A 21,661-nucleotide genomic window follows, 5' to 3' on the forward strand; every position below is an offset into this window, starting at 1 on the left:
ATTCAAACCGCAGAACCAAACGCCACAAGCCCTGAAAAGACACCTAATAACAACTACCTTACCCCACGGCCTCATCGACCACTGGTTACTAGGCCTTTCTACGCAGTTTCGTTGCTCAAAAGCATCGCTCTTCCTCATAAAAATACTAAGCTATACGCAGGCGATGCAAAATCCTATCAAACTCTTGCTAAATACAACATTGTCTGGTAGCGCCCTCTCAAGAACCGCAGAAATGCGGGTAAAAGCGCCCAAAGATGGGCTAAACCACATACAAGGTAAAGCGCAATGCTCATTGAGTTCCTCATCAATGCATTTGCCATGCTGTTTGTCACCATCGACCCGATTGGTCTGGCACCAATTTTTCTGGCCGTAACCGCCGGGGCAAGCAGTGTTGAGCGCCGTCAGATTGCGATTAAAGCCATAGTCATTTCTGGCATCACGCTCCTGGCATTTTTCTTTGCCGGACGCCAGCTTCTGGAAGTTCTCGGCATCTCTCAAGCTGCCTTTAAGGTTGCAGGCGGTCTTCTGCTCTTCATCATTGCAACTGAGATGGTGTTCGAGCATCGCCAGAAGCGTAAAGCTGAAAGTGCGGAAAAGGTTGTCGAACAGGAAGACCTGTCCCAGACAGCAGTGTTCCCGCTGGCTATTCCGCTCATTGCAGGTCCGGCAACTATCTCTGCAATCATCCTGCTCGCCGGTCAGGCACCGGGCTTCGCTGGCCAGATGAGCCTGATCGCAGTCCTTCTGTCTGTGCTCGCACTCAGCTTCTTCGTGTTTCTGCTGGCAGCGCGCATCGATAAACTGCTCGGCTCAACAGTTCAGCTCATCATCACCCGTCTTTTTGGTGTGATCCTCGCAGCACTGTCCGTTCAGTTCGTTGCAGATGGCATCTTCTCGTTAATCGAGATGCATTCATAATTCAGGCGAGCGCCCATACCTCTTGTGGGCGCTCTTCTCCCCAAATGAGTTAAAGCTTGCAGTCCCAAATCCCCTTCGTAAAGTCACCGTTGTATTTTACGGAGGATTCGAATGGCTGCCCACGGCTCAAAAAAAGTGATTTTCGCCGCCCTTGCTGGCAACACACTCATTTCAATCACCAAATTTGCTGCCGCAGCCTATACCGGGTCTGCCGCAATGCTGTCCGAAGGCATTCACTCGCTCGTTGACACAGGAAACCAGGGCCTGCTGCTGCTTGGCATGAAGCGCGCTGAAAAACCTGCAGATGAAAAACACCCGTTCGGATACGGCTCAGAAATTTACTTCTGGGCATTTGTCGTCGCCATCATGATTTTCGCCGTTGGTGCAGGAATTTCGCTTTACGAAGGCATTCAGAAAATTCTCAATCCTCACCCGATTGAATCTGCCCTGATCGCTTACATCGTCCTTGGACTCGCACTTATTTTTGAAGGCTGGGCCTGGATGGTCGCCTACAAAGAGTTCAAAAAAACCAAAGGCAAGCGCCCTTTCCTTGCCGCTGTGCGCGACAGCAAAGACCCAACAGTTTTCACTGTGCTTTTCGAAGATACAGCCGCAATGCTCGGCCTGCTCGTAGCACTTGTCGGCATCTACGGCGCTCAAGCTTTGGGCATTGCATGGCTGGACGGAGCAGCCTCTGTCGTAATTGGCCTCATCCTCGCAGGCACAGCATTTGTACTGGCATTGGAAACCAAAGGCCTCCTCATCGGCGAAAGCGCTTCTGACGAACTTGTTGCCTCCGTACGAGAAATTCTACAGGCACCAGCAGCCGTCAAAGGCGTGAATGAAATCCGCACCCTGCACCTGGGCCCAAATGACGTCCTTCTCGCAGCCTCGCTGGATTTCGAAGACGCTCTGACAGCAGGTGCAGTTGAAGAAGTCATCTTCTCACTGGAAGACACGATCAAACGGGCACAACCATTGATCGGACGCGTATTCCTTGAAGTCCAGGCTGCGCGCGATCATCAGATTCTTGAGGGCGAGTAGTTTATCCGCCTAGTGACACACAGATTAAACCCTTAAGAAGCTTACATACTAAGAATTTTGGAGCAGACAATGACCATACTTGTAACAGGCGGCTGCGGATATATTGGAAGCCACATGACGTGGTGTCTTCACGACGCAGGAGAGGATTTTGTCGTCATAGACAACCTGTCCACGGGCTTCGATTGGGCCATCCCGCAGAGCACCAAGCTTTACGAAGGCGAAATCACAGACCTTGATCTGCTCCAGACAATCTTCCGCAACCACGACATCTCTGCGGTCATTCACTTCGCGGGCTCAATTATCGTCCCAGAATCCGTCTCTAACCCACTGAAATATTATGAGAATAACACAGCAGCTTCACGCACATTAATTGAAGCCTGTGTGAAGAATGGCATCAAGCATTTCATCTTCTCATCAACCGCAGCAGTTTATGGTGATCCAGAAGTTATTCCAGTTTCTGAAGACACCCCCTTAACTCCCTTAAGCCCCTACGGCACTTCAAAGTTAATGACAGAACTTATGTTGCGCGACACGGCCGCCGCCCACGAGTTCAAATACACGGCTCTACGCTATTTTAATGTGGCAGGCGCTGATCCGGAAGGTCGCACTGGCCAGTCCACCAAGAATGCGACACATCTGATCAAAGTGGCCTGCGAAGCTGCCCTCGGTAAGCGTACCCATCTCGGCATTTTTGGCGATGATTTCGACACACCAGATGGGACTGGAGTGCGCGATTACATCCACGTTTCCGACCTCGCAAGTGCACATTACCTTGCCCTAAAACGCCTGCGCGATGGCGGAGATAGCATCATCATGAACGCAGGCTACGGTGACGGCTACTCAGTCCTTCAGGTCATCGACGCTATGAAAGCCGTATCAGACGTTAATTTTGAGGTGAAAAAAGAGCCGCGCCGTGCTGGTGACTCTCCAAAAGTTGTCGCAGACAACTCCAGAATCATGAGCAATCTGGAATGGAAGCCACGCTTTGATGACCTGCCAACAATCGTAAAACATGCGCTGGATTGGGAGAAAAAGCTCCAATTCAAAAACAGCCTTTAACCGTTATTGTGCTGACTGAACTGCTCAGTCAGCACACTTTCCTGCGAACCACAAAACGCTTCATCTATGGGATACGGATAACGCGATCTCCAGGCTGAATACCCAATTCAGCCGCGCGCCCAGCCACCACCTCTAAAACATATTGAGCAGGCAAACCGGAAGGGATAATCTCTTCCGAATACGGCACTGTGTTCGCAGCAATGCTTTTAACTTTATAATCAGACCCGATGAAAATGATATCGAGCGAAGTCGGCGTATTCTTCATCCAGAAGTACTGAAGACCCGACTGCGGGAAAATGAACAGCATCCCCTGATCAGCTGTCAGATCCGTTCGGCCCATCAAGCCTTGAGCTCTATCATCAGGCGTTTCAGCGACCTCAACTTGGAACTCATGCGTTCCATTGGCACTACGCACTTCAAGAATTTCAGTTCTCATACCTGCAGCGACCGTCGATGTCATACCTAGCAAAACAAAAATGAAAGCAATTCGAAGAACCGTCATATAGCCCTAAACCTCGTTTTCTTTAGCTTTGAGCCAAAGAAAAACCCTTGGCAAGTCGCCAAGGGCTTAAAATCAGCAAATCTCAGGAATGTGATCTGAAAACGGTCAGCCTCTCGTCAGTGAGATGCCGGAATGTGAGTACCACTCCCAACAGGCCGAACTTCCGCAGCCATCTTGCCTTTCGGCCCATCACCAAAGCGCACCTGCACCTTTTGACCAGGCCGCAACTCAGTAATACCGAAACGACGTAGCGTTTCCATATGAATGAAGATATCTTCCGTGCCTTCACCGCGGGTCAGGAAACCAAAGCCCTTGACCCGGTTAAACCATTTTACTTCCGCGTCGATAAAGCTACCCTCTGGCGTCACCTGCACGTGCGTCCGAGACGGTGGCAGCTGAGAAGGATGAACCGCATAACTCTCATCCATGGAAAGAATGCGCATCGCCTGCAATCCGCGCGGACGATTAAGCACCTCGCAAACAACACGCGCGCCTTCATACGCCGTCTGATAGCCGTCCCTGCGCAAGCATGTAACATGCAACAAGACGTCAGGCAGATCGTCTTCCGGCTCTACAAAACCATAGCCTTTACCAATATCAAACCACTTGATTGTTCCTGCCACTTGAAGAACATCTAAGGCTGTATCGTCAACCAGGTCCTCGACAGAGCCTAACTGAGGCGCCGTTTTTACCACCATGATGAATGCCCCGAAATTTGCCGCATCTGAAATGTAACGCTCGATCAAAACCGAACACCACTTGATTCCACAAAAAGAATATCATTACGCCCGACGGCAAAAAGGTAAAAAATTAACAAAGAGCTAAATGATCCCCCATTGATTTGGTTAGTGTTGTCCTATCAACACCATTTACCTGAAGTTTGGAGGGGGTATAGCTAACACTACTGAAGATTTTATCCCATGAATCCCCGCGTTACTTTCAAAGTCTCCGCTTGTCATCAGATACACACTATTGCGGAGCATACCTTGCATATTCAGAATTCAGAAATACTAGGCACCCTTCCCTCCTAGCTTTTTTCGCGCTAGCTTCGGCCAACTTCAACCTCTGCTGGTTCCCACTTCACAGAGCCAATCCCATAAAAGAAAGAGTTCGACATGCGTTATCTACACACCATGGTCCGCGTTAAAGATCTTGATGAATCCTTGAAGTTTTATTGCAGCATCTTTGGGCTGGAAGAAGTTCGCCGTCACGAAAGCGAAGCTGGCCGCTTCACGCTTGTCTTCCTGGCTGCGCCTGAAGACAAAGAAAGCTTCAGCGCATCTTCCGCACCAGCACTCGAGCTAACATACAACTGGGATCCGGAAGAGTACGCCGGAGGTCGCAACTTCGGCCACCTTGCCTATGAAGTCGACAATATCTATGAGACCTGCGAAAAACTCCAAGCCTCTGGGATCACAATCAACCGACCACCACGCGACGGCCGTATGGCATTCATTGTTTCTCCAGATGGAATTTCCATTGAGCTTCTGCAAAAAGGTGGAAGCCTTGAGCCAGCTGAGCCATGGCTCTCCATGGGCAACACCGGCAGCTGGTAATCCCAGCACAAGCTTTTCAGCGCCTCAATTTCGAGTGAGGCGCTGAAATCTAACAATAATTAAGAAAAGAATAGACCAAATCCATATTTGTGGATTGTTTGAATTATAAAATTTTAAGCACTAGACAATATCCTACTGAAAACTTATAAGCCTCCTCACACAGCGCGCCACATGCGCAAATGCTGTAGAGTGCGCCCATCGTCTAGCGGTTAGGACGCCGCCCTTTCACGGCGGAAACAGGGGTTCGATTCCCCTTGGGCGTACCAATTCTTTCCCTTTAATTTATTTCGTTTGCTAGCATTGCATTTCTGCGCGTGCTGCTTCTCTTTTATTTTAAGAGTACGCCCCCAAGCAGACATTTCACCACACCTCAAGCCAGCACCTTCTAGTCGCGCCCTCCCTTTAACAAGACTTCGCACCAGAGCACAAAAAAGCCCGGTAGTAAAACAATGCTCACTCCGGGCCATCTTGAATTGCCTGCTTGGATTAGAACGGAATTTCGTCGTCCATTCCACCGCCGAAACCGCCAGATGGTGCTTGACCACCTCCACCGCCACCGCCGAAGCCGCCGCCCTGATTGCTGGAGCCACCACCACCAAAGCCACCGCCCTGGTCGTATCCGCCGCCACTGCCGCCGCCGAAGCCACCGGACTGGCCACCTTGGCCGCCTGCACCACCGCCTTCGCCGCGACCATCAAGCATAGTCAGCGTCGAGTTGAAGCCCTGCAGAACGATCTCGGTGGAGTATTTCTCCTGGCCGCTCTGGTCCTGCCATTTGCGGGTTTGCAACTGACCTTCGATGTAAACCTTGGAGCCTTTGCGCAGGAATTGCTCGGCAACCTTTGCAAGGCCTTCATTAAACACAACAACACGGTGCCATTCGGTCCGCTCACGGCGTTCGCCGCTGTTACGGTCACGCCAGCTCTCCGAAGTAGCGATACGCAAGTTGACGATTGGACGACCGTCCTGCGTACGGCGAATTTCCGGATCTGCGCCCAAATTTCCAACCAAAATGACTTTATTGACGCTACCGGCCATTGAATTACTCCTAAGTCTGAACTCGCCCAAAGTTTAAGCGAGTTAAGTTGGCAAGTAACCTATGCTCCGCGCTCTACAATTCAAACAGACTTTCTCAAAGCCGCCGTGGTTGTCCACATTTCCTAGGCTTTCAGTCGGAATATCAGGCGCCCGCAAGCAAGGCTCTCCACTCGTTCTATATTTGTTCCAGCACAATGCCTTGCAAAACTGCCAAGTTCAACTCTCAATTTTTCTAAAAGACAATTTTGCGCGAGCAAACTCAAAAAGGCTTGCCCCTTAAAATTGTTCCGTTTATGTTCCACCTGATTTCCAGCGCACATTCTCCTGCATTTTGAGGATCGCGCCCAGACCTGTTTTGCTTTTTATATGCGAACTCGGCATCCGTGATAAAGGACAGTTCCATGGCGAAGTCGCCAACACATGACACACACAACACTTCCGCGCGCGCAGATCTTACGAAGCAGATTACTGTACGCGGCGCTCGCGAACATAACTTGAAAAATGTGGATCTGGATCTTCCACGCGATAGCCTCATTGTTATGACTGGCCTGTCCGGCTCAGGCAAATCTTCGCTTGCCTTCGATACCATTTATGCCGAGGGGCAGCGCCGCTACGTTGAAAGCCTGAGCGCTTACGCCCGCCAGTTCCTTGAAATGATGCAGAAACCGGATGTGGATCAGATTGACGGCCTGTCACCTGCCATCTCCATTGAGCAGAAAACCACATCAAAAAACCCCCGCTCCACGGTCGGCACAGTCACCGAAATCTATGACTACATGCGCCTTCTGTTCGCACGCGTGGGCATCCCATATTCCCCGGCAACAGGCCTTCCAATTGAAAGTCAGACCGTCTCCCAGATGGTCGACCGCATTTTGATGCTGGAAGAAGGAACTCGCCTGTACTTGCTGGCCCCCATCGTGCGTGGCCGCAAAGGGGAATATAGAAAAGAACTCGCCGAGCTGATGAAGAAAGGCTTCCAGCGTGTAAAAGTTGACGGCGAATATTATGAAATCGCCGATGCACCTGCTCTGGATAAGAAATTCAAGCACGACATTGACGTTGTTGTTGACCGTATCGTCGTGCGTGAAGACATGGCTGGCCGCCTGGCAGATTCTCTGGAAACCGCACTGGAGCTGGCCGAAGGCCTCGCTACCGTTGAGTTTGCAGATCAGCAAGACGAAAAAGGCAAAGCAAAGCAGCTCATTTTCTCTGAAAAGTTCGCCTGCCCAGTCTCCGGTTTCACGATCCCGGAGATTGAACCGCGCCTGTTCTCGTTCAACAACCCCTTTGGTGCATGCCCGACCTGCGACGGGCTAGGAACAAAACTGGCCTTTGAGGCCGAACTCGTTGTACCGGACCAGACTCTGTCCCTAAGGGGCGGCGCAATCCTGCCGTGGTCAAAAACAGGCTCAACCTCCCCTTATTATACTCAAACGCTGGAAGCATTGGCCAAGCACCACAAACAGCCAATGACCAAAGCCTGGAAAGACCTCCCAGAAGACTTCCGCAATGCAGTGCTGTTTGGAACCGGCAATACAAAAGTACAGTTCGTTTACGACGATGGTACCCGCTCTTACAAAACCGAAAAGCCATTTGAAGGCGTTGTCGGCAACATTGAGCGCCGCTGGCGTGAAACAGATTCTCAAATGGTGCGCGACGAGCTTTCACGCTACCAGTCAGACCATGCCTGCGATGCCTGTAAAGGCTACCGCCTCAAACCTGAGGCCCTTTGCGTCAAAATTGCAGACCGCCACATCGGTGAGATCACAGCTCTTTCCATCAAAACTGCACATGACTGGTTCTCCAGCATTGACGAAAAGCTCTCCGACAAACAGAACGAAATTGCGTACCGCATCCTTAAGGAAATCCGTGAGCGCCTGAAGTTCCTCAACGATGTTGGCCTGGAATACCTCTCCATGGACCGCTCTTCTGGAACCCTGTCTGGCGGTGAAAGCCAGCGCATTCGTCTGGCCTCTCAGATTGGCTCCGGCCTGACTGGTGTTCTTTATGTTCTGGATGAGCCATCCATCGGCCTGCACCAGCGTGACAATGCCCGCCTTCTGGAAACACTGAAGCACCTGCGCAATCTGGGCAACACCGTCATCGTGGTAGAACACGACGAAGACGCCGTTCTGACTGCGGATTACGTGGTGGATGTAGGCCCGGGCGCAGGTATCCATGGCGGACAGGTAGTTGCCAAAGGTACACCAGATGAAGTGATGGCTAATCCGGCCTCTCTCACTGGTAAGTATCTTTCCGGCAAAATGAGCATCCCGCAACCAGATGAGCCGCGCAAGATTGACAAGAACCGTCAGATCAAGGTGTTCGGCGCACGCGGCAACAACCTCAAAGACGTGAATGCAACCATTCCGCTTGGCACTTTCACATGTGTGACCGGTGTATCCGGTGGCGGTAAGTCAACATTCCTGATCGACACCGTCTACAAGGCAACGGCTCGTCGTCTCAACGGTGCACGCGACAACCCCGCCCCGCATGACCGGATTGAAGGTCTGGAGCGCCTGGACAAAGTCATCGACATTGACCAATCCCCGATTGGCAGAACCCCGCGCTCCAACCCGGCAACCTACACAGGCGCGTTCACTCCAATCCGTGAGTGGTTTGCAGGCATGCCGGAAGCAAAAACACGCGGCTACGCGCCGGGTCGCTTCTCTTTCAACGTGAAAGGCGGACGCTGCGAAGCCTGTCAGGGTGACGGTGTTATCAAGATCGAGATGCACTTCCTACCTGATGTATATGTCACCTGTGATGTGTGTAAGGGCAAGCGCTACAATCGCGAGACACTGGAAGTTCAGTTCAAGGGCAAATCCATTGCAGATGTACTGGACATGACCGTTGAAGAAGCAGCAAGCTTCTTCTCTGCCGTGCCATCCATCCGCGACAAGATGGAAACCCTCGCCCGCGTGGGCCTCGGCTACATCAAGGTCGGCCAACAAGCCACCACCTTGTCCGGCGGTGAAGCACAACGTGTGAAACTGGCAAAGGAACTTTCCAAACGCTCAACTGGCCGTACGCTCTATATTCTGGACGAACCAACAACCGGTCTCCATTTCCACGATGTCGCCAAGCTGCTCGATGTCCTTCATGAGCTGGTCGATCAAGGCAACACAGTTCTCGTGATCGAACACAATCTGGAAGTGATCAGAACCGCAGACTGGATCCTTGACCTTGGCCCTGAAGGGGGTGACGGCGGCGGAACCATCGTTGCAACCGGCCGTCCACAGGATGTGGCAGAGGTACCAGAGAGCTATACGGGACACTTCCTCAAGGAATTGTTTGAAAGGCGAAGCGCCAGCAAACTGGACGCCGCAGAATAAAAACCAAATGACCGGGCATTGTCCCGGTCATTTTTTTTGCAAAAACCGTCACCCCAACAGTCTCTTTCCGCGAGAACAACACAAAATACCAGTTGGCGCCGCTCTATTACAAAGCCTGCTCAAAGCCGGCGACACATTGAAATATGATTAAGTTTTCAGCACCAACTGCCTAAAAACAGCACTCCCAGCCCCTCAGGTATGCAGATTTGTGCCGCAAATCACAAAATTACCGCACTGCACAATCGTTAATTTTAGCATTTATGTCGTTTTGAAGAATGGTAGCGCCATCATTTGCCATAATGCCATGCATTTTTTGCATATCGGACATGCGAAATGATGTGATGCACAATTGGAAAGTCTTTTGTATAAACCAACTCAAGGCCGCTGAGGAACTCCTCCCAATTAAACCTCGGCAGCCTAACATACAATCCTCAGGCAGCACCTCCTCCCAAGCTGCTTGATGGTTCTAAACAGAGATTTCCTCCCAGTTCTCTGTTTACTAGCTTCGCCCGTCGTTCCTCCCATCGACGGGCGTTAGCTGTTTTAAGGGCCTATTTTCCTCAAAACTGCCCATCGTCCTCAGTAAAGCAATCACACAAAAGAAAAGCGCACCAGCCTCGCTGATACGCTCTCCAAATCATCACTGCTTTACGCACATCACTGCGCAACTCTCATCACCAGCTCACCTGCCTGATGGGTTTTCCAAATCAGCGCTGGTCATAGTCAGCCACTTAGTCATATGCAGAATATCCGGCGGCTTGCCATTACTCAGGCGCCAGCTGTCTACCACCCATGGAATCTCAGTCGTTGTATCCACCACAACAGCTGAAGCATGCGGATACTTACCATCAAGGAAGAAACCACGAGAGGCAGGCCGCGCCGCACGGTGGTATTTAAGCCAACCCTGAGAACCCGCATAAACCAGCAGGCTTGTCGTGTTGGTCGCCTCGTCAATGCAATCCATCTGCCCTTTAACGTTGCCATTACCCATATCCAGCCCACCAATATCATTGGATGACCCAACCACAGGCCCAACACGCTTTTCTTGCCACTGCACCGCTTTGGAAATTGCAGCACGTTCTGCCTCAGGGCTTCGATGCCCTCGCTTCAAAATCGAGCGCAACCGCTGTTTGTCTTTCTGGCTAAACGTCACAGCCGTGCGATATTCGCAGCCGAAACCATGACAGATGTACAGTGTGTCACCTTTGTTTTCGATGCCACCCATCTGAGTATACCAGGTACTTGGCTTTCTATTAATTTGGCTCATGCACGCAGTTAGCCCAATTGCGCCAACTGCAATCACGAAGGCCTGAGAAATTTTCTTCAGTTTCTTATTTGAAAAATACATGTGTTTTTGTGAATCACTTTGCACAACCATGGAAGATTGATGGCCTAAATGATTGAACTGAGCAAGTTCAGAGGCTAAGCAATTCGCAAGCGATAAACACTTAGGCTTCATCAGACGCTTTGGCGCAACAGAAGCCCAGTCGATTGGATAGGAAATGACGAAGCAGCCCATACACGTGGTTGGCGGCGGCCTGGCAGGCTCCGAAGCAGCATGGCAGATCGCAGAAAAAGGCCTGAAGGTCGTTCTGCACGAAATGCGCCCAACACGTGAGACCGATGCACACAAAACAGATGGCCTTGCAGAACTGGTGTGCTCCAACTCATTCCGTTCTGACGATGCTGAAAACAACGCTGTTGGCCTGCTTCATGCTGAGCTACGCGCTGCCGGCTCCCTGATCATGAGATGCGCAGATGCCAACAAAGTGCCTGCTGGCGGCGCACTGGCCGTTGACCGTGATGGATTTTCCCAAGCTGTACAAGCTGCGCTGGAAAGCCACGAGAACATAGAGATCCTCCGTGAAGAAGTGACTGAGATCCCATCCGCAGAAATCGGTCAGGTCATTCTTGCAACCGGCCCGCTCACATCTCCAGCTCTTTCAGAGCAGATCCTGCAAGCAACCGGCGAAGACTCCCTCGCCTTTTTTGATGCTATTGCACCGATCATCCACACTGAAACCATCAATATGAACAAAGCATGGTTTCAGTCTCGCTACGACAAAGTCGGCCCGGGCGGTACAGGTAAAGATTACATCAACTGCCCAATGGATAAAGAGCAATACGAAGCCTTTATCGATGCACTGATTGGCGGCGAAAAGACCTCCTTCAAAGAATGGGAAGAAAACACGCCATACTTTGATGGCTGCCTGCCAATTGAAGTGATGGCAGAACGTGGCCGCGAGACCCTGCGCCACGGCCCGATGAAACCAATGGGCCTGACCAATGCCCATCAGCCAGACATCAAGGCCTACGCTGTGGTGCAGCTGCGTCAGGACAATGCCCTTGGCACGCTTTACAACATGGTTGGTTTTCAGACCAAACTGAAGTACGGCGCACAGGCAGAAATTCTCCGCATGATCCCGGGCCTGGAAGAAGCTCAGTTTGCCCGCCTCGGCGGCCTGCACCGCAACACCTTCCTCAATTCACCGCGTCTTCTCGATGATCAAATGCGCCTCAAAGCTCTGCCATACGTGCGTTTTGCAGGTCAGATCACCGGCTGTGAAGGTTATGTGGAATCCACCGCCGTTGGATGTTTGACAGGTTTATTCGCAGCTCATCAGGCACTTGGAACCGACATTGCACCTCCGCCAATCACAACCGCATGCGGTGCAATCGTCAACCATATCACGGGTGGTCACATTGATCGCGAAGATGGTTCCGGCTCGCGTTCCTTCCAGCCAATGAACATCAACTTCGGCCTTCTGCCTCCACTGGACGAAATGCCGAAGCATCCGGAAGGCAAGCGCCTGCGCGGCAAAGAAAAGACCCGCCTTAAAAAGCAGGTTATGGCCAAGCGGGGTCTGGATGACTTTAAAGCATGGGTCGCGAACGTCTAACGCGCACGCAACATGCTATTAGAGACAGGAAAGGCCGGAAACTCCGGCCTTTTTTCTATTTCCGCGAGAGTTTGGTAAGGCGGCGAGATGTCCGCCACATATGCCAGACACGGCGCATATGCGGCGCCCCACCGCAAACCTGCAGCGGCTCAAAGCTGTCTTTATCTGCCTCGTTGAAAAACAACTCCACCTGAAACACAGGCAAGAACGCTGGCAGCACAGACGGATCAATCCCTTCCAACGCACTCTCACAATCATCGAGGTGCTTTTTACTCAGCTCTATCATCTCTTCAAAAGCCGCCCAGAGCGCGTCATTTGAGCGATTTCCCTGCAAGGTATTGGCCTCCACACCATGCCGTTCCATCACATCTTTTGGAAGGAACTGCTGATGCCGCGAAGCCTGCCACGCCAGGGTCTGCATAAGGCCAGACATCGCATACGCCACACCACCATGCCCACATGCGTCAGAAACCTGACGATCTGCTGGTTCCCCACTCAGGATCATCGAGGCAAGCAGAACGACTGTAGAGTTAGTCTCCCCGCAATACCCTTCCAGATCATTGATGGTCGGCATCGGATCAGAATAAAGATCAAATCGGCGCGCAGAAATCAGGTTAAGGAACGGCTCTCTTGGCAGTTTATGATGTTCAATGGTCTCAATGATCGCCTGCGCAACCGGGTTGTGCATCACATCGCCATGATCAGTTCCACTCAGCGCATCATGCCACCATTGCAGGCGAATTTCTCCGGGCATCGGCTCATTCACCAGCTCGCGGATACGCGCAATCTCACAGGCAAAGGCGTAAAGGGCAATCAAACTCGGACGCGCAATGATCGGAGCATACAATGTGCTCAGGTAACGCTCGTAGGAGAAGCGTTTTACGAAATCATTACAGTGGTCATAGGCCTGGCTCATAGCTGGGTTCCGCGCTTCTTTTAAACGTCTTCAACTGCAATAAACACGGCTGCTACAGCTCGGTCTTCACCAAGAAGCACATTGTATGTGCGCACAGCAGCACCAGTGGACATGCTATCGACCATGATGCCCTTCTCACGAAACGGCCCCTTACGAGACTCTGGAAATGGCTTCAGCTCGTCACCAGCACCAATCAGCAACACTTCAATATCATCAGATTCTGCAAGGATTTGCGCCAATGCCTCGTCCGTAACTTCGTCAAAGCTGGTAGGTGCCCAACCATAAACACCAGATGGCACACACATCAGCGATCCACGATGAGACATATCCGCAAATCGAAACCCGCCGTTTCCGTAGGCATCGATCTGAACCATGCTTGGATAATGCGCATCCCGCACTTCCAAAGGCTCTCCACGTTTTCCCATAGTGTCCTCCAATGGCTGTTTTCGCCCAGTATACCCGCAAATTGATAGCCTCTGTTTAATTACACGCGAAAGAATGTCCAATAGAAAATGGGGCTGACCACAACTGTGGCCAGCCCCATTTAAAATCTAAGCAGTTTCTGCTGGTTAAGCCGATTTTGCAGGAGATGTTTCGTCGTCTTTCTTATCAAACACGCTGGTGCGAAGCTTCATGAGCATCAGCAGCGGAGAGGCAAGGAAGATAGAAGAGTAAGTCCCGATCACGATACCGAAGATCATTGCCAACACGAATGACTGGATCACTTCACCGCCCAGGAAGTACAACGCAAACAGCGCCAGCAAAGTGGTCACGGATGTCATTGTTGTACGGGACAGGGTCTCGTTGATGGACTTATCAAGCAGCTCTTCCAGAGAAAGACGCTTGTAACGACGCAGGTTCTCACGAATACGGTCATAAACAACCACCGTATCGTTAAGTGAATAACCGATAATCGTCAGCACCGCCGCAATACTGGACAGCGTAAAGTCCAGCTGCAACACCGCAAACAATCCAACTGTCAGCAGGATATCATTGAAGGTGGTGATAATCGCGCCAACTGCGAACTGCCATTCAAAGCGGAACCAGATGTAAAACATGATCATCAGCAAGGCAGACCCGACCGCCAGCGTTCCTGCATAAGCAAGCTCGCCGGAAACACGAGGTCCAACTACTTCAGTTCTGCGGAATTCGTATCCATCGGTAAAGGCACCACGGACACTCTCAACCACATCCTGCTGCGCACTTTCGCCTTCGCCCTGAGATTCAATGCGGATCAGAACTTCGGTAGGACTACCGAATTCCTGCACCTGCACATCACCCAGATCAAGACCACCAAGTGTCCGGCGAATTTCAGAAAGGTTCGCAGGACCGCTTGTGGACTGCAGCTCAATCAGTGTTCCGCCCTTAAAATCGATGCCGTAGTTCAGGCCGATTGCTAGGAACAGTACAACGGAAAGAACTGCCGTAATTCCAGAAAACGGAAAACTCAAAACCCGCCAATGCATAAAGCGGAAATTGGTCTGCTCCGGAACAAGTCTAAGAAGTTTCATAGGGTCATGCTCCGAGTTAGATTGGCAGTTTGGATGGACGCTTACGCTTCACCCATACAGAGATGAGGAAACGAGAGATAGTAAACGCAGAGAACACTGTGGTGAAGATACCGATCATCAGCGTTACCGCGAACCCTTTAACAGGACCGGAACCGATGAAGAACAGGATCACAGCCACAATCAGCGTTGTGATGTTTGCATCCAAAATGGTGCCAAGTGCACGGCTAAAGCCCGCATCAATCGAACCAATAGCAGAACGACCTGCGCGTGCCTCTTCACGAATGCGCTCATAAATCAGCACGTTGGCATCAACCGCCATACCAATTGTCAAAACGACACCCGCAATACCCGGCAGGGTCAGCGTTGCCTGAAGCGTGGTGAGCACACCAAAGATCAGGAAAACGTTGGAAGCAAGGGCAAGGTTCGCGATGATACCGAACTGGCCATAAGCCGCCAGCATGAAGATCACGACCGCTGCTGCTGCAACGATGGAAGCAACCTTACCGCTATCAATGGAATCCTGACCAAGGCCCGGACCAACAGAACGCTCTTCAACCACATCCAGACGCGCAGGAAGCGCACCAGCACGCAGCAGAACAGCAAGATCATTTGCACCATCAACAGTGAAGCTACCGGAGATCTGACCGGAACCGCCTGTGATTGGCTGACGGATAACCGGAGCGGTGATCACTTCGTCATCCAGCACAATCGCGAATGGACGACCAACATTTGCGCGGGTCACATCCGCAAAGACGCGGGCACCGGCAGTGTTGAAGCGGAAGTTCACAACAGGCTCGTTTGTCTGCTGGTCAAACGCAACAGAAGCATCCTGCAGCTCTTCACCCGTCAGCAACGGGTTTTCATCCAGCAGGTATGGCTGGCCATCAGAACCCTCAACAACCATCGTGCCTGCTGGCGGACGGCCTTGAAGTGCCTGTGACGCGCTCATTTCCTGACTGACAAGATGGAACGTCAGCTGCGCAGTCGCACCAATAATGTCCTTCAGGCGCTGAGGGTTGGATTCACCCGGCGCTTCAACAAGGATACGGTCAGTGCCCTGACGCTGAATGGAAGGCTCAGTCGTGCCGAGTTCATCAACACGGCGACGGATAACTTCAATGGACTGCCTCACAACGGAAGCAAGGCGCATGTCCAGACCTTCTTCAGAGAAAGCCATGCGGAACAGGCCGTCACCTTGAGGTTCAAGAACAAATTCGTTAACCGCTGCACCACCGAAAACGCCGGAGTTAAGCGGGTTTACCAGTTCTACAAGGCGCTGTTCAGCCTCATCGAAGCGTGCATTATCACGAATACGAACCTGAACGCCGTCTCCCTGAATACCCAGACCGGTGTAGCCGATACGTGGGTTCTCGCGCAGGGCCCGGCGGATATTTCCAACCAGCTGACGGAACTGTTTTTCTTTGTAATCTTCCTTATCAACCTCATAGAGCAGATAAGCACCGCCCTGAAGGTCAAGACCGAGAACAATCTGGCGCTTAGGCATAAAATCCGGCCAGGATTGAACGGTACTTGCCGGGAAGAAGTTCGGCAATGTTGTAAAGATACCGCCCAGCACCACGACGATAATCAGGGCGATTTTCCAACGCGCGAAATGAAGCATGAGTATATGCCCGGTCCTAGAATAGGCAGACCGCTCTCACTGCGGCGATTGCCGAAACAGGAAAGCGGTCTGAAACTACAGGTATCAAGGCGCGATTATTCGCCGTCCTTAACAGGTTCACCTTTGGAGCGAACTTCCTGGATCATGGCACGAGCAATACGCACACGCGTACCTTCAGCAATGTCCACCTGCAGTTCAGCATCATCAACGATCTTAGCAACTTTACCAATCAGACCACCAGAGGTCACAACGGTGTCGCCGCGACGCAGATTGCTCACCATTTCCTGATGAGATTTCATTTTCTGGCGCTGAGGGCGAATGATCAGGAACCACATGATCACGAAGATCAGGACGAACGGCACAATAGACATTACAACGTCTGGCACGCCGCCTGCGGCCTGTGCATAGGCAGGGGTAATAAACATTAGTTTCTCCTTACCACAAATTCCCGAGGAACCTGATGGCGATCATTAAACAATTGGCGAGGTACCCCCCCCCAAAATTGACCTTGGCCCGAAAGAACAAGGATTTTGCGCTGGACTATACAGTCCACTCCAACCTTTTCAAGGCATTGACATGCTAACTGGGACTTTCCCCAAGAGTATTGGACATGATACAGCTGTAAATAGGGATACTTGGCCGCAGATCAAATAGCAGAACCGCCGCTGAGACAATTTTTCACCTAGTGCATTATGCGTAAAGCCTATGCCAGCGCACCTGAGTTAATCACGTAGATACACATGACAACTAAAGAAAATACCTCTGAAGTCGCCCTTCTTACATCCAAGCTGGACGAGATTGTCGCCCTGTTGGCCAGCTCCCTTCCCAAGCCTCCGGTTACTGTCAATTTCGACGAAGCCGATGCCTTTGTATTCCACCCTTCCCCGTTTGAGCTTGCACCTGTACCCAAAGTCAATCGGGTTGATATTAGCCTGCTCAAAGGCGTCGATCACTCCAAGAAAATGCTGATGGAGAATACAAATAGGTTCGCAGAAGGTTTTCCGGCCAATAACGTGCTGTTGTGGGGCGCCAGAGGTATGGGCAAGTCGTCTTTGGTGAAATCTGCTCATGCAGCGATCAATGCAGCACACACAGGCTCTTCAGACATCCGCAAGCTTGTTCTCATCGAGATTCACCGCGAAGACATCGAAGCCCTCCCCGCGCTGATGAACGAGCTGCGCGGCAAGCCTTACAACTTCATCATCTTTTGCGATGACCTCTCCTTTGATAGCGACGACACCAGCTACAAGAGCCTGAAAGCGGCCCTGGACGGCGGCATTGAAGGTCGACCAGTGAATGTCCTGTTTTACGCCACATCCAACCGCAGGCACCTTCTGCCGCGCGATATGATGGAGAACGAGCGGTCAACCGCCATCCATGCAAGCGAAGCGGTGGAAGAAAAGGTTTCACTTTCTGATCGATTCGGCCTTTGGATCGGCTTCCACAAATGCTCTCAGGATGAGTATCTGGATATGATCTACGGCTACACAGAGCATTTTGGCTTAAAGATCGAGCAGGAGCAGCTCCGCGCACAGGCGCTGGAATGGTCTACCACACGCGGGGCCCGCTCTGGTCGTGTCGCATGGCAATTTATTCAGGATCTGGCAGGCCGCCTCAGCCAAACGCTGTCCTGACAAACAAACACGCTTATAAAAAAGCACGCCGCGTGAAGGTCATCAACGCGGCGTGCTTTACCTATGAAAAGAGTTCCAAGAAGAACCCTCCCCCTTTTATTAGGAACGCGGTAGATGGCTCATAGGATCTACCGGCTTGTTATCCTTACGCAGCTCAAAATGCAGCTGAGGTTGTGTCACAGACCCCGTCGCGCCAGCCATGGCAATAGTCTGACCACGACGTACGGCATCACCACGGCGCACCTTCAGCTCTTTGTTGTGCGCATAAGCTGAAACCCAGCCATTATCATGGCGGATTAGTACCAGGTTTCCAAAGCCTTTCAGCTCGTTACCGGCGTAAACGATGGTTCCGTCTTCCGCAGCTTTAATATCTGTCCCTGATGGAACAGCCAGATTAATGCCGTCGTTTTTAGACCCACCCGGCTTAACGCCAAAGTCAGAGATAATCCGCCCACGCACCGGCCAGCGGAACGTCGCTTCATCTGCCACAGCAACCTTTGGAGCCTTCGCTGTCGCAACAGGTTGCACAGGCGCTGGCTTGGAAACTTCAGCTGGCTGCAAACGGACAACATCCGTCTCAGATTCAGAGATAATCGGAACAATCGGTTTTTGCGGCTTCTCTACACTCGCAGTGTGAACTGGGGCCGGTGCAAGAGAGTTGGCTAACGTTCGCTGTGTCGCAACCGGAGCGGTCACTCGTTGCGGGCTCAACCCTGCCAAAGCAATTCTCTTTGGCTTCGGCACGGCTCGTGTCGCTGTGACACTGGCAACCGATGCTGGGCGCTGTGCAACAGAAGCCCTAGGCTTGCTCTTTGGCACAGCTGAAACGCGCAAAGGAGCAACGCTGCGCGCTGCCTGCCCTGTTACAGGTACACCGTAAGATGGCTGAGCAGTCGCAGACTGCGGAGCAACAATCGGCGTCAAAGACTGACTGCGATAGGTCGTTGGCTGTTGCTGCGCGCGATAGACCTGAGAAGGTGCAGGCTGCTGAATTGGCTGAAGCGAAGACGCAGGCACAGCTGCTGCTGGTGCACGCCTTTGCACCGGATAAGCTGCTGGAGGCGCATCACTGTAAACAGGGCGCGATCGTTCTCCCACATTACCCGGAGGAAGCAACGCAGCCGCAATCTTGGTCGCAAACACGTCACGAGACTGCCTGGAAGCAGAACCATTGGCATTCAAAGGCGCAACATACTGCGAAGGAATGGAGGCCGTCGTCTGAGGCTGCCGGCCATTGGACGGCAACACACGAGCGCTGGCTTTCGGTAAACGGTTCGGTTTACGAACCATCTTCACCGGAATAACAACGGAATCACCTGGCTGCAGCGCAGAACTCACTGTCACACGATTAGCATGAAGAATTTCGTTCGCTGGTACACGGTATTGCCAGGCAAGACTATCAACATTCTCGTTGGCTTTCAGCGTGACAACGCGGCCACCAACAGCTGTCCACCCAAGCGCGCCATCATTCGGCGCTTTGGCAAGTGCTGCAGGAACCCGGGCGCTCGAGCGCGTGCGCTGGCTCACCGGAACAGGCTGTTTAGAAAATGTCGGCTGCCATGTCTGCTGCGGATACCCGCGCGATTGCGCAGATCCGGTCACAATAGGAGCATTGCTTGATGTTGGCGCAGGCAACAAGACGCCGCGCTGAACAACAGGTTTTGTGCTTGATGATGGAAGTCCAGGCGTCACCACAACGGCAGTTCGAGCCGGAGACGTTGGTTCATCAACATATTCAGATTTGCCAAACCGATCCACATTGCCACTACAACCAGCAAGACCTGCTGACAGCAAAAACAAGGCTACACCGCGCCGCAATCTGGCTTTCTCACGGGAATGAAACTGCATATCCGCCCTACCCAATACAAATAAAAGGCTAACTGGCGTAAGTTTACTGACAACAGAGTTGATAAAGACTTAATTAAAGCCTCATTCCCCTACAGTTTCGCAGCTATTCCCGGTGTGAGAGAAAGATAGCGGAAGCCACCAAGGTCAGTCTCATCAAGACCGCGGCCACCTTTGTCATACTGAATCAGGCGGCAAATACCGCTTTCATGCTTGATTGGCGCCAACAAACGCCCCCCGGGCGCAAGACGGTCAAACAAGAAGCCCGGCACACGGTCCAGCGCACCATTCAAAATGATACGATCAAACGGGCCGCCATCATCCTCTTCATCAACAGACGCCACAAGACCATCCGCATGAATCACATCTACATTGTTGATCTTGCAAGACCGAAGTCGCTCACGCGCCAGATCAGCCAGTGTCCGGTAGCGCTCCAGCGAGACGATGCGATCACAGATTTTAGAAAGAACCGCGCACTGATACCCGGACCCACTGCCAATCTCCAGCAGGGAATGATCCGGCTTCATTTGCAGAAAGTCGGCAACCTTCCCAATCAAGGATGGCTGTGTACTCATCTGCCCGCAATCAATTGGGAATGAACGATCTTCAAAGGCCAGAAATTGCTGGCTGGCTGACAAAAATATTTTACGAGGAATAGCTTCAAGTGCGCCCAGAACCACAATATTCCGCACACCCTCAGATCGCAGCTTCATCACCCATGCCGCCTGCTTGGCAAGGTTCTCATCAAAGCGACCATCTTCATCAGCAAACAGACTGTCTTCCATTTTAAAACACTCCGTCTATCTGCAGTGCAAAGCCTGCTGGCAAACCAGCAAACTCAAAAGAACGCACCTTCAAAGGTCCACCTCGGCCCTTTGAAGAATACGCACACATAACCTCAGAACCTGACGCGAACCCGAAGGACTTCAGCAGGTTCTCATCATATCAGGACTTTTCGAGCGTCTTTTCCAACTGCCCCATCAACTCATCAGCTGTCAGGTTCAAATGCAAAGGCGTGACCGAAATATAGCCCTCTTTCAAAGCGCTGATGTCAGTCCCTTCACGCGCATTGGGCACACGATTTTGGAAAGCAAGCCAGTGATATGGATTACCACGACCATCCTTGCGGCTTTCAATGTAGAGCGAACCCGCATCGCGCTTGCCCTGACGCACAACCTTAACACCTTTAACCATGTCAGGCGCATCTTTAGGGAAGTTCACGTTCAGCAGCGTGTCAGATGGCAGATTGAACTCCAGCAAGCTGCGGATCACACCAACAGCATGCGCTTCAGCGGTGTCGTAGCTTGGGCCAAACTCGGAACCAAATGCATAGGCCTGAGAAAGCGCGATGGAACGAACGCCCATCAAAGTGCCTTCCATAGCCGCAGCAATGGTGCCGGAATAAGTCACATCATCTGCAATGTTCGCACCCCGGTTGATACCGGAAAGAACCAGATCAGGTGGTGTATCCATGATGGAACGAACCGCCATGATCACACAATCCGTTGGTGTACCGCGAACTGCAAAGTGACGGCTGTCAATTTCACGAACGCGCAAAGGATCATTCAATGACAGGGAGTGCGCCACGCCGCTCTGGTCGGTCTCTGGTGCAACAACCCAAACATCATCTGAAATCTGCCGCGCAATGCGCTCCAAAACCTCAAGACCCTCAGCGTGGATCCCGTCATCGTTGGTTAGTAAGATACGCATATCGCAGCAATTCCTCATATAAGTCGCGCAGTGCAGCAGAAGAACGCAACCGCCCTTCTGCTGAAAATACGC

General features: G+C 51.9%; 19 protein-coding genes and 1 tRNA gene. 8 read left to right on the forward strand and 12 right to left on the reverse strand.

Translation table 11 applies throughout. From position 1 onward, the window contains the following. Positions 1–285: 285 nt before the first annotated feature. From PsAD37_RS15610 to galE, 3 genes are all read left to right on the forward strand, one after another. Positions 286–918, forward strand: a complete 633-nt coding sequence (locus PsAD37_RS15610; protein WP_057466267.1) for a MarC family protein — start codon at positions 286–288, stop codon at positions 916–918. A 111-nt stretch (positions 919–1,029) separates the two neighbouring features. After that, positions 1,030–1,962: a cation diffusion facilitator family transporter gene (locus tag PsAD37_RS15615; RefSeq protein ID WP_063296941.1), complete on the forward strand. Its 933-nt coding sequence runs from the start codon at positions 1,030–1,032 to the stop codon at positions 1,960–1,962. Between the two features lie 69 nt (positions 1,963–2,031). Further along, positions 2,032–3,021 (forward strand): UDP-glucose 4-epimerase GalE, encoded by a 990-nt coding sequence (gene galE, locus PsAD37_RS15620; RefSeq protein WP_084407851.1) that lies wholly within the window; start codon positions 2,032–2,034, stop codon positions 3,019–3,021. Between the two features lie 64 nt (positions 3,022–3,085). Here galE and PsAD37_RS15625 read toward each other — a convergent pair whose 3' ends face one another. Further along, positions 3,086–3,523, reverse strand: a complete 438-nt coding sequence (locus PsAD37_RS15625; RefSeq protein ID WP_084407853.1) for a DUF192 domain-containing protein — start codon at positions 3,521–3,523, stop codon at positions 3,086–3,088. Positions 3,524–3,639: 116 nt separating this feature from the next. Continuing rightward, positions 3,640–4,221 (reverse strand): cold-shock protein, encoded by a 582-nt coding sequence (locus PsAD37_RS15630; RefSeq protein ID WP_057466310.1) that lies wholly within the window; start codon positions 4,219–4,221, stop codon positions 3,640–3,642. Positions 4,222–4,638: 417 nt separating this feature from the next. On the opposite strand from PsAD37_RS15630, the gene PsAD37_RS15635 reads away from it, so the two are divergent. Together PsAD37_RS15635 and PsAD37_RS15640 are read left to right on the forward strand one after the other, a co-directional pair. After that, complete coding sequence (locus PsAD37_RS15635) at positions 4,639–5,079, forward strand: VOC family protein (RefSeq protein ID WP_057466264.1); 441 nt, start codon at positions 4,639–4,641, stop codon at positions 5,077–5,079. A 191-nt stretch (positions 5,080–5,270) separates the two neighbouring features. Next, positions 5,271–5,345 (forward strand) — tRNA-Glu (locus tag PsAD37_RS15640). A 220-nt stretch (positions 5,346–5,565) separates the two neighbouring features. Here PsAD37_RS15640 and PsAD37_RS15645 read toward each other — a convergent pair. After that, entirely contained in the window at positions 5,566–6,117 is a 552-nt protein-coding gene (locus PsAD37_RS15645; protein ID WP_063296943.1) for a single-stranded DNA-binding protein, read from the reverse strand. A gap of 401 nt (positions 6,118–6,518) precedes the next feature. Between PsAD37_RS15645 and uvrA the strand changes: the two genes are divergently transcribed. Beyond that, positions 6,519–9,452 (forward strand): excinuclease ABC subunit UvrA, encoded by a 2,934-nt coding sequence (uvrA, locus tag PsAD37_RS15650; protein ID WP_063296944.1) that lies wholly within the window; start codon positions 6,519–6,521, stop codon positions 9,450–9,452. A 682-nt stretch (positions 9,453–10,134) separates the two neighbouring features. Here uvrA and PsAD37_RS15660 read toward each other — a convergent pair. Then, positions 10,135–10,719 carry a hypothetical protein gene (locus PsAD37_RS15660; RefSeq protein ID WP_208991905.1) on the reverse strand — a complete coding sequence of 195 codons (585 nt, stop codon included), beginning with the start codon at positions 10,717–10,719 and terminating at the stop codon, positions 10,135–10,137. A gap of 235 nt (positions 10,720–10,954) precedes the next feature. Here PsAD37_RS15660 and trmFO point away from each other — a divergent pair, with 235 nt between their 5' ends. Beyond that, positions 10,955–12,352: a methylenetetrahydrofolate--tRNA-(uracil(54)-C(5))-methyltransferase (FADH(2)-oxidizing) TrmFO gene (gene trmFO, locus PsAD37_RS15665; protein WP_084407855.1), complete on the forward strand. Its 1,398-nt coding sequence runs from the start codon at positions 10,955–10,957 to the stop codon at positions 12,350–12,352. Positions 12,353–12,407: 55 nt separating this feature from the next. Here trmFO and PsAD37_RS15670 read toward each other — a convergent pair whose 3' ends face one another. The 5 genes from PsAD37_RS15670 to yajC all read right to left on the reverse strand — a co-directional run bounded on the left by PsAD37_RS15670 (position 12,408) and on the right by yajC (position 16,825). Then, positions 12,408–13,268: a phytoene/squalene synthase family protein gene (locus tag PsAD37_RS15670; protein WP_063296946.1), complete on the reverse strand. Its 861-nt coding sequence runs from the start codon at positions 13,266–13,268 to the stop codon at positions 12,408–12,410. 20 nt (positions 13,269–13,288) lie between these two features. Continuing rightward, positions 13,289–13,693, reverse strand: coding sequence for an Mth938-like domain-containing protein (locus tag PsAD37_RS15675; protein ID WP_057466261.1), 405 nt, complete (start codon positions 13,691–13,693; stop codon positions 13,289–13,291). A 144-nt stretch (positions 13,694–13,837) separates the two neighbouring features. Next, entirely contained in the window at positions 13,838–14,779 is a 942-nt protein-coding gene (gene secF / locus PsAD37_RS29180) for a protein translocase subunit SecF (protein ID WP_063296947.1), read from the reverse strand. A 16-nt stretch (positions 14,780–14,795) separates the two neighbouring features. After that, positions 14,796–16,400, reverse strand: a complete 1,605-nt coding sequence (secD, locus tag PsAD37_RS29185; RefSeq protein WP_063296948.1) for a protein translocase subunit SecD — start codon at positions 16,398–16,400, stop codon at positions 14,796–14,798. A 95-nt stretch (positions 16,401–16,495) separates the two neighbouring features. After that, a complete protein-coding gene (gene yajC, locus PsAD37_RS15690) occupies positions 16,496–16,825 on the reverse strand; it encodes a preprotein translocase subunit YajC (RefSeq protein WP_057466258.1) in 330 nt (109 codons plus the stop codon). A 315-nt stretch (positions 16,826–17,140) separates the two neighbouring features. On the opposite strand from yajC, the gene PsAD37_RS15695 reads away from it, so the two are divergent. Further along, positions 17,141–18,034: an ATP-binding protein gene (locus PsAD37_RS15695; protein ID WP_063296949.1), complete on the forward strand. Its 894-nt coding sequence runs from the start codon at positions 17,141–17,143 to the stop codon at positions 18,032–18,034. A gap of 99 nt (positions 18,035–18,133) precedes the next feature. Here PsAD37_RS15695 and PsAD37_RS15700 read toward each other — a convergent pair whose 3' ends face one another. The 3 genes from PsAD37_RS15700 to surE all read right to left on the reverse strand — a co-directional run bounded on the left by PsAD37_RS15700 (position 18,134) and on the right by surE (position 21,589). Further along, the gene (locus tag PsAD37_RS15700; RefSeq protein ID WP_063296950.1) at positions 18,134–19,882 is read right to left on the reverse strand and encodes a M23 family metallopeptidase; all 1,749 of its coding nucleotides are present in this window, start codon (positions 19,880–19,882) and stop codon (positions 18,134–18,136) included. 89 nt (positions 19,883–19,971) lie between these two features. Continuing rightward, positions 19,972–20,664 carry a protein-L-isoaspartate O-methyltransferase gene (locus tag PsAD37_RS15705; protein WP_063296951.1) on the reverse strand — a complete coding sequence of 231 codons (693 nt, stop codon included), beginning with the start codon at positions 20,662–20,664 and terminating at the stop codon, positions 19,972–19,974. 160 nt (positions 20,665–20,824) lie between these two features. Next, positions 20,825–21,589: a 5'/3'-nucleotidase SurE gene (gene surE, locus PsAD37_RS15710; RefSeq protein WP_063296952.1), complete on the reverse strand. Its 765-nt coding sequence runs from the start codon at positions 21,587–21,589 to the stop codon at positions 20,825–20,827. Positions 21,590–21,661 lie beyond the last annotated feature (72 nt).

Origin of the sequence: Pseudovibrio sp. Ad37 (genome assembly GCF_001623075.1) — a bacterium.
Lineage (GTDB): Bacteria > Pseudomonadota > Alphaproteobacteria > Rhizobiales > Stappiaceae > Pseudovibrio.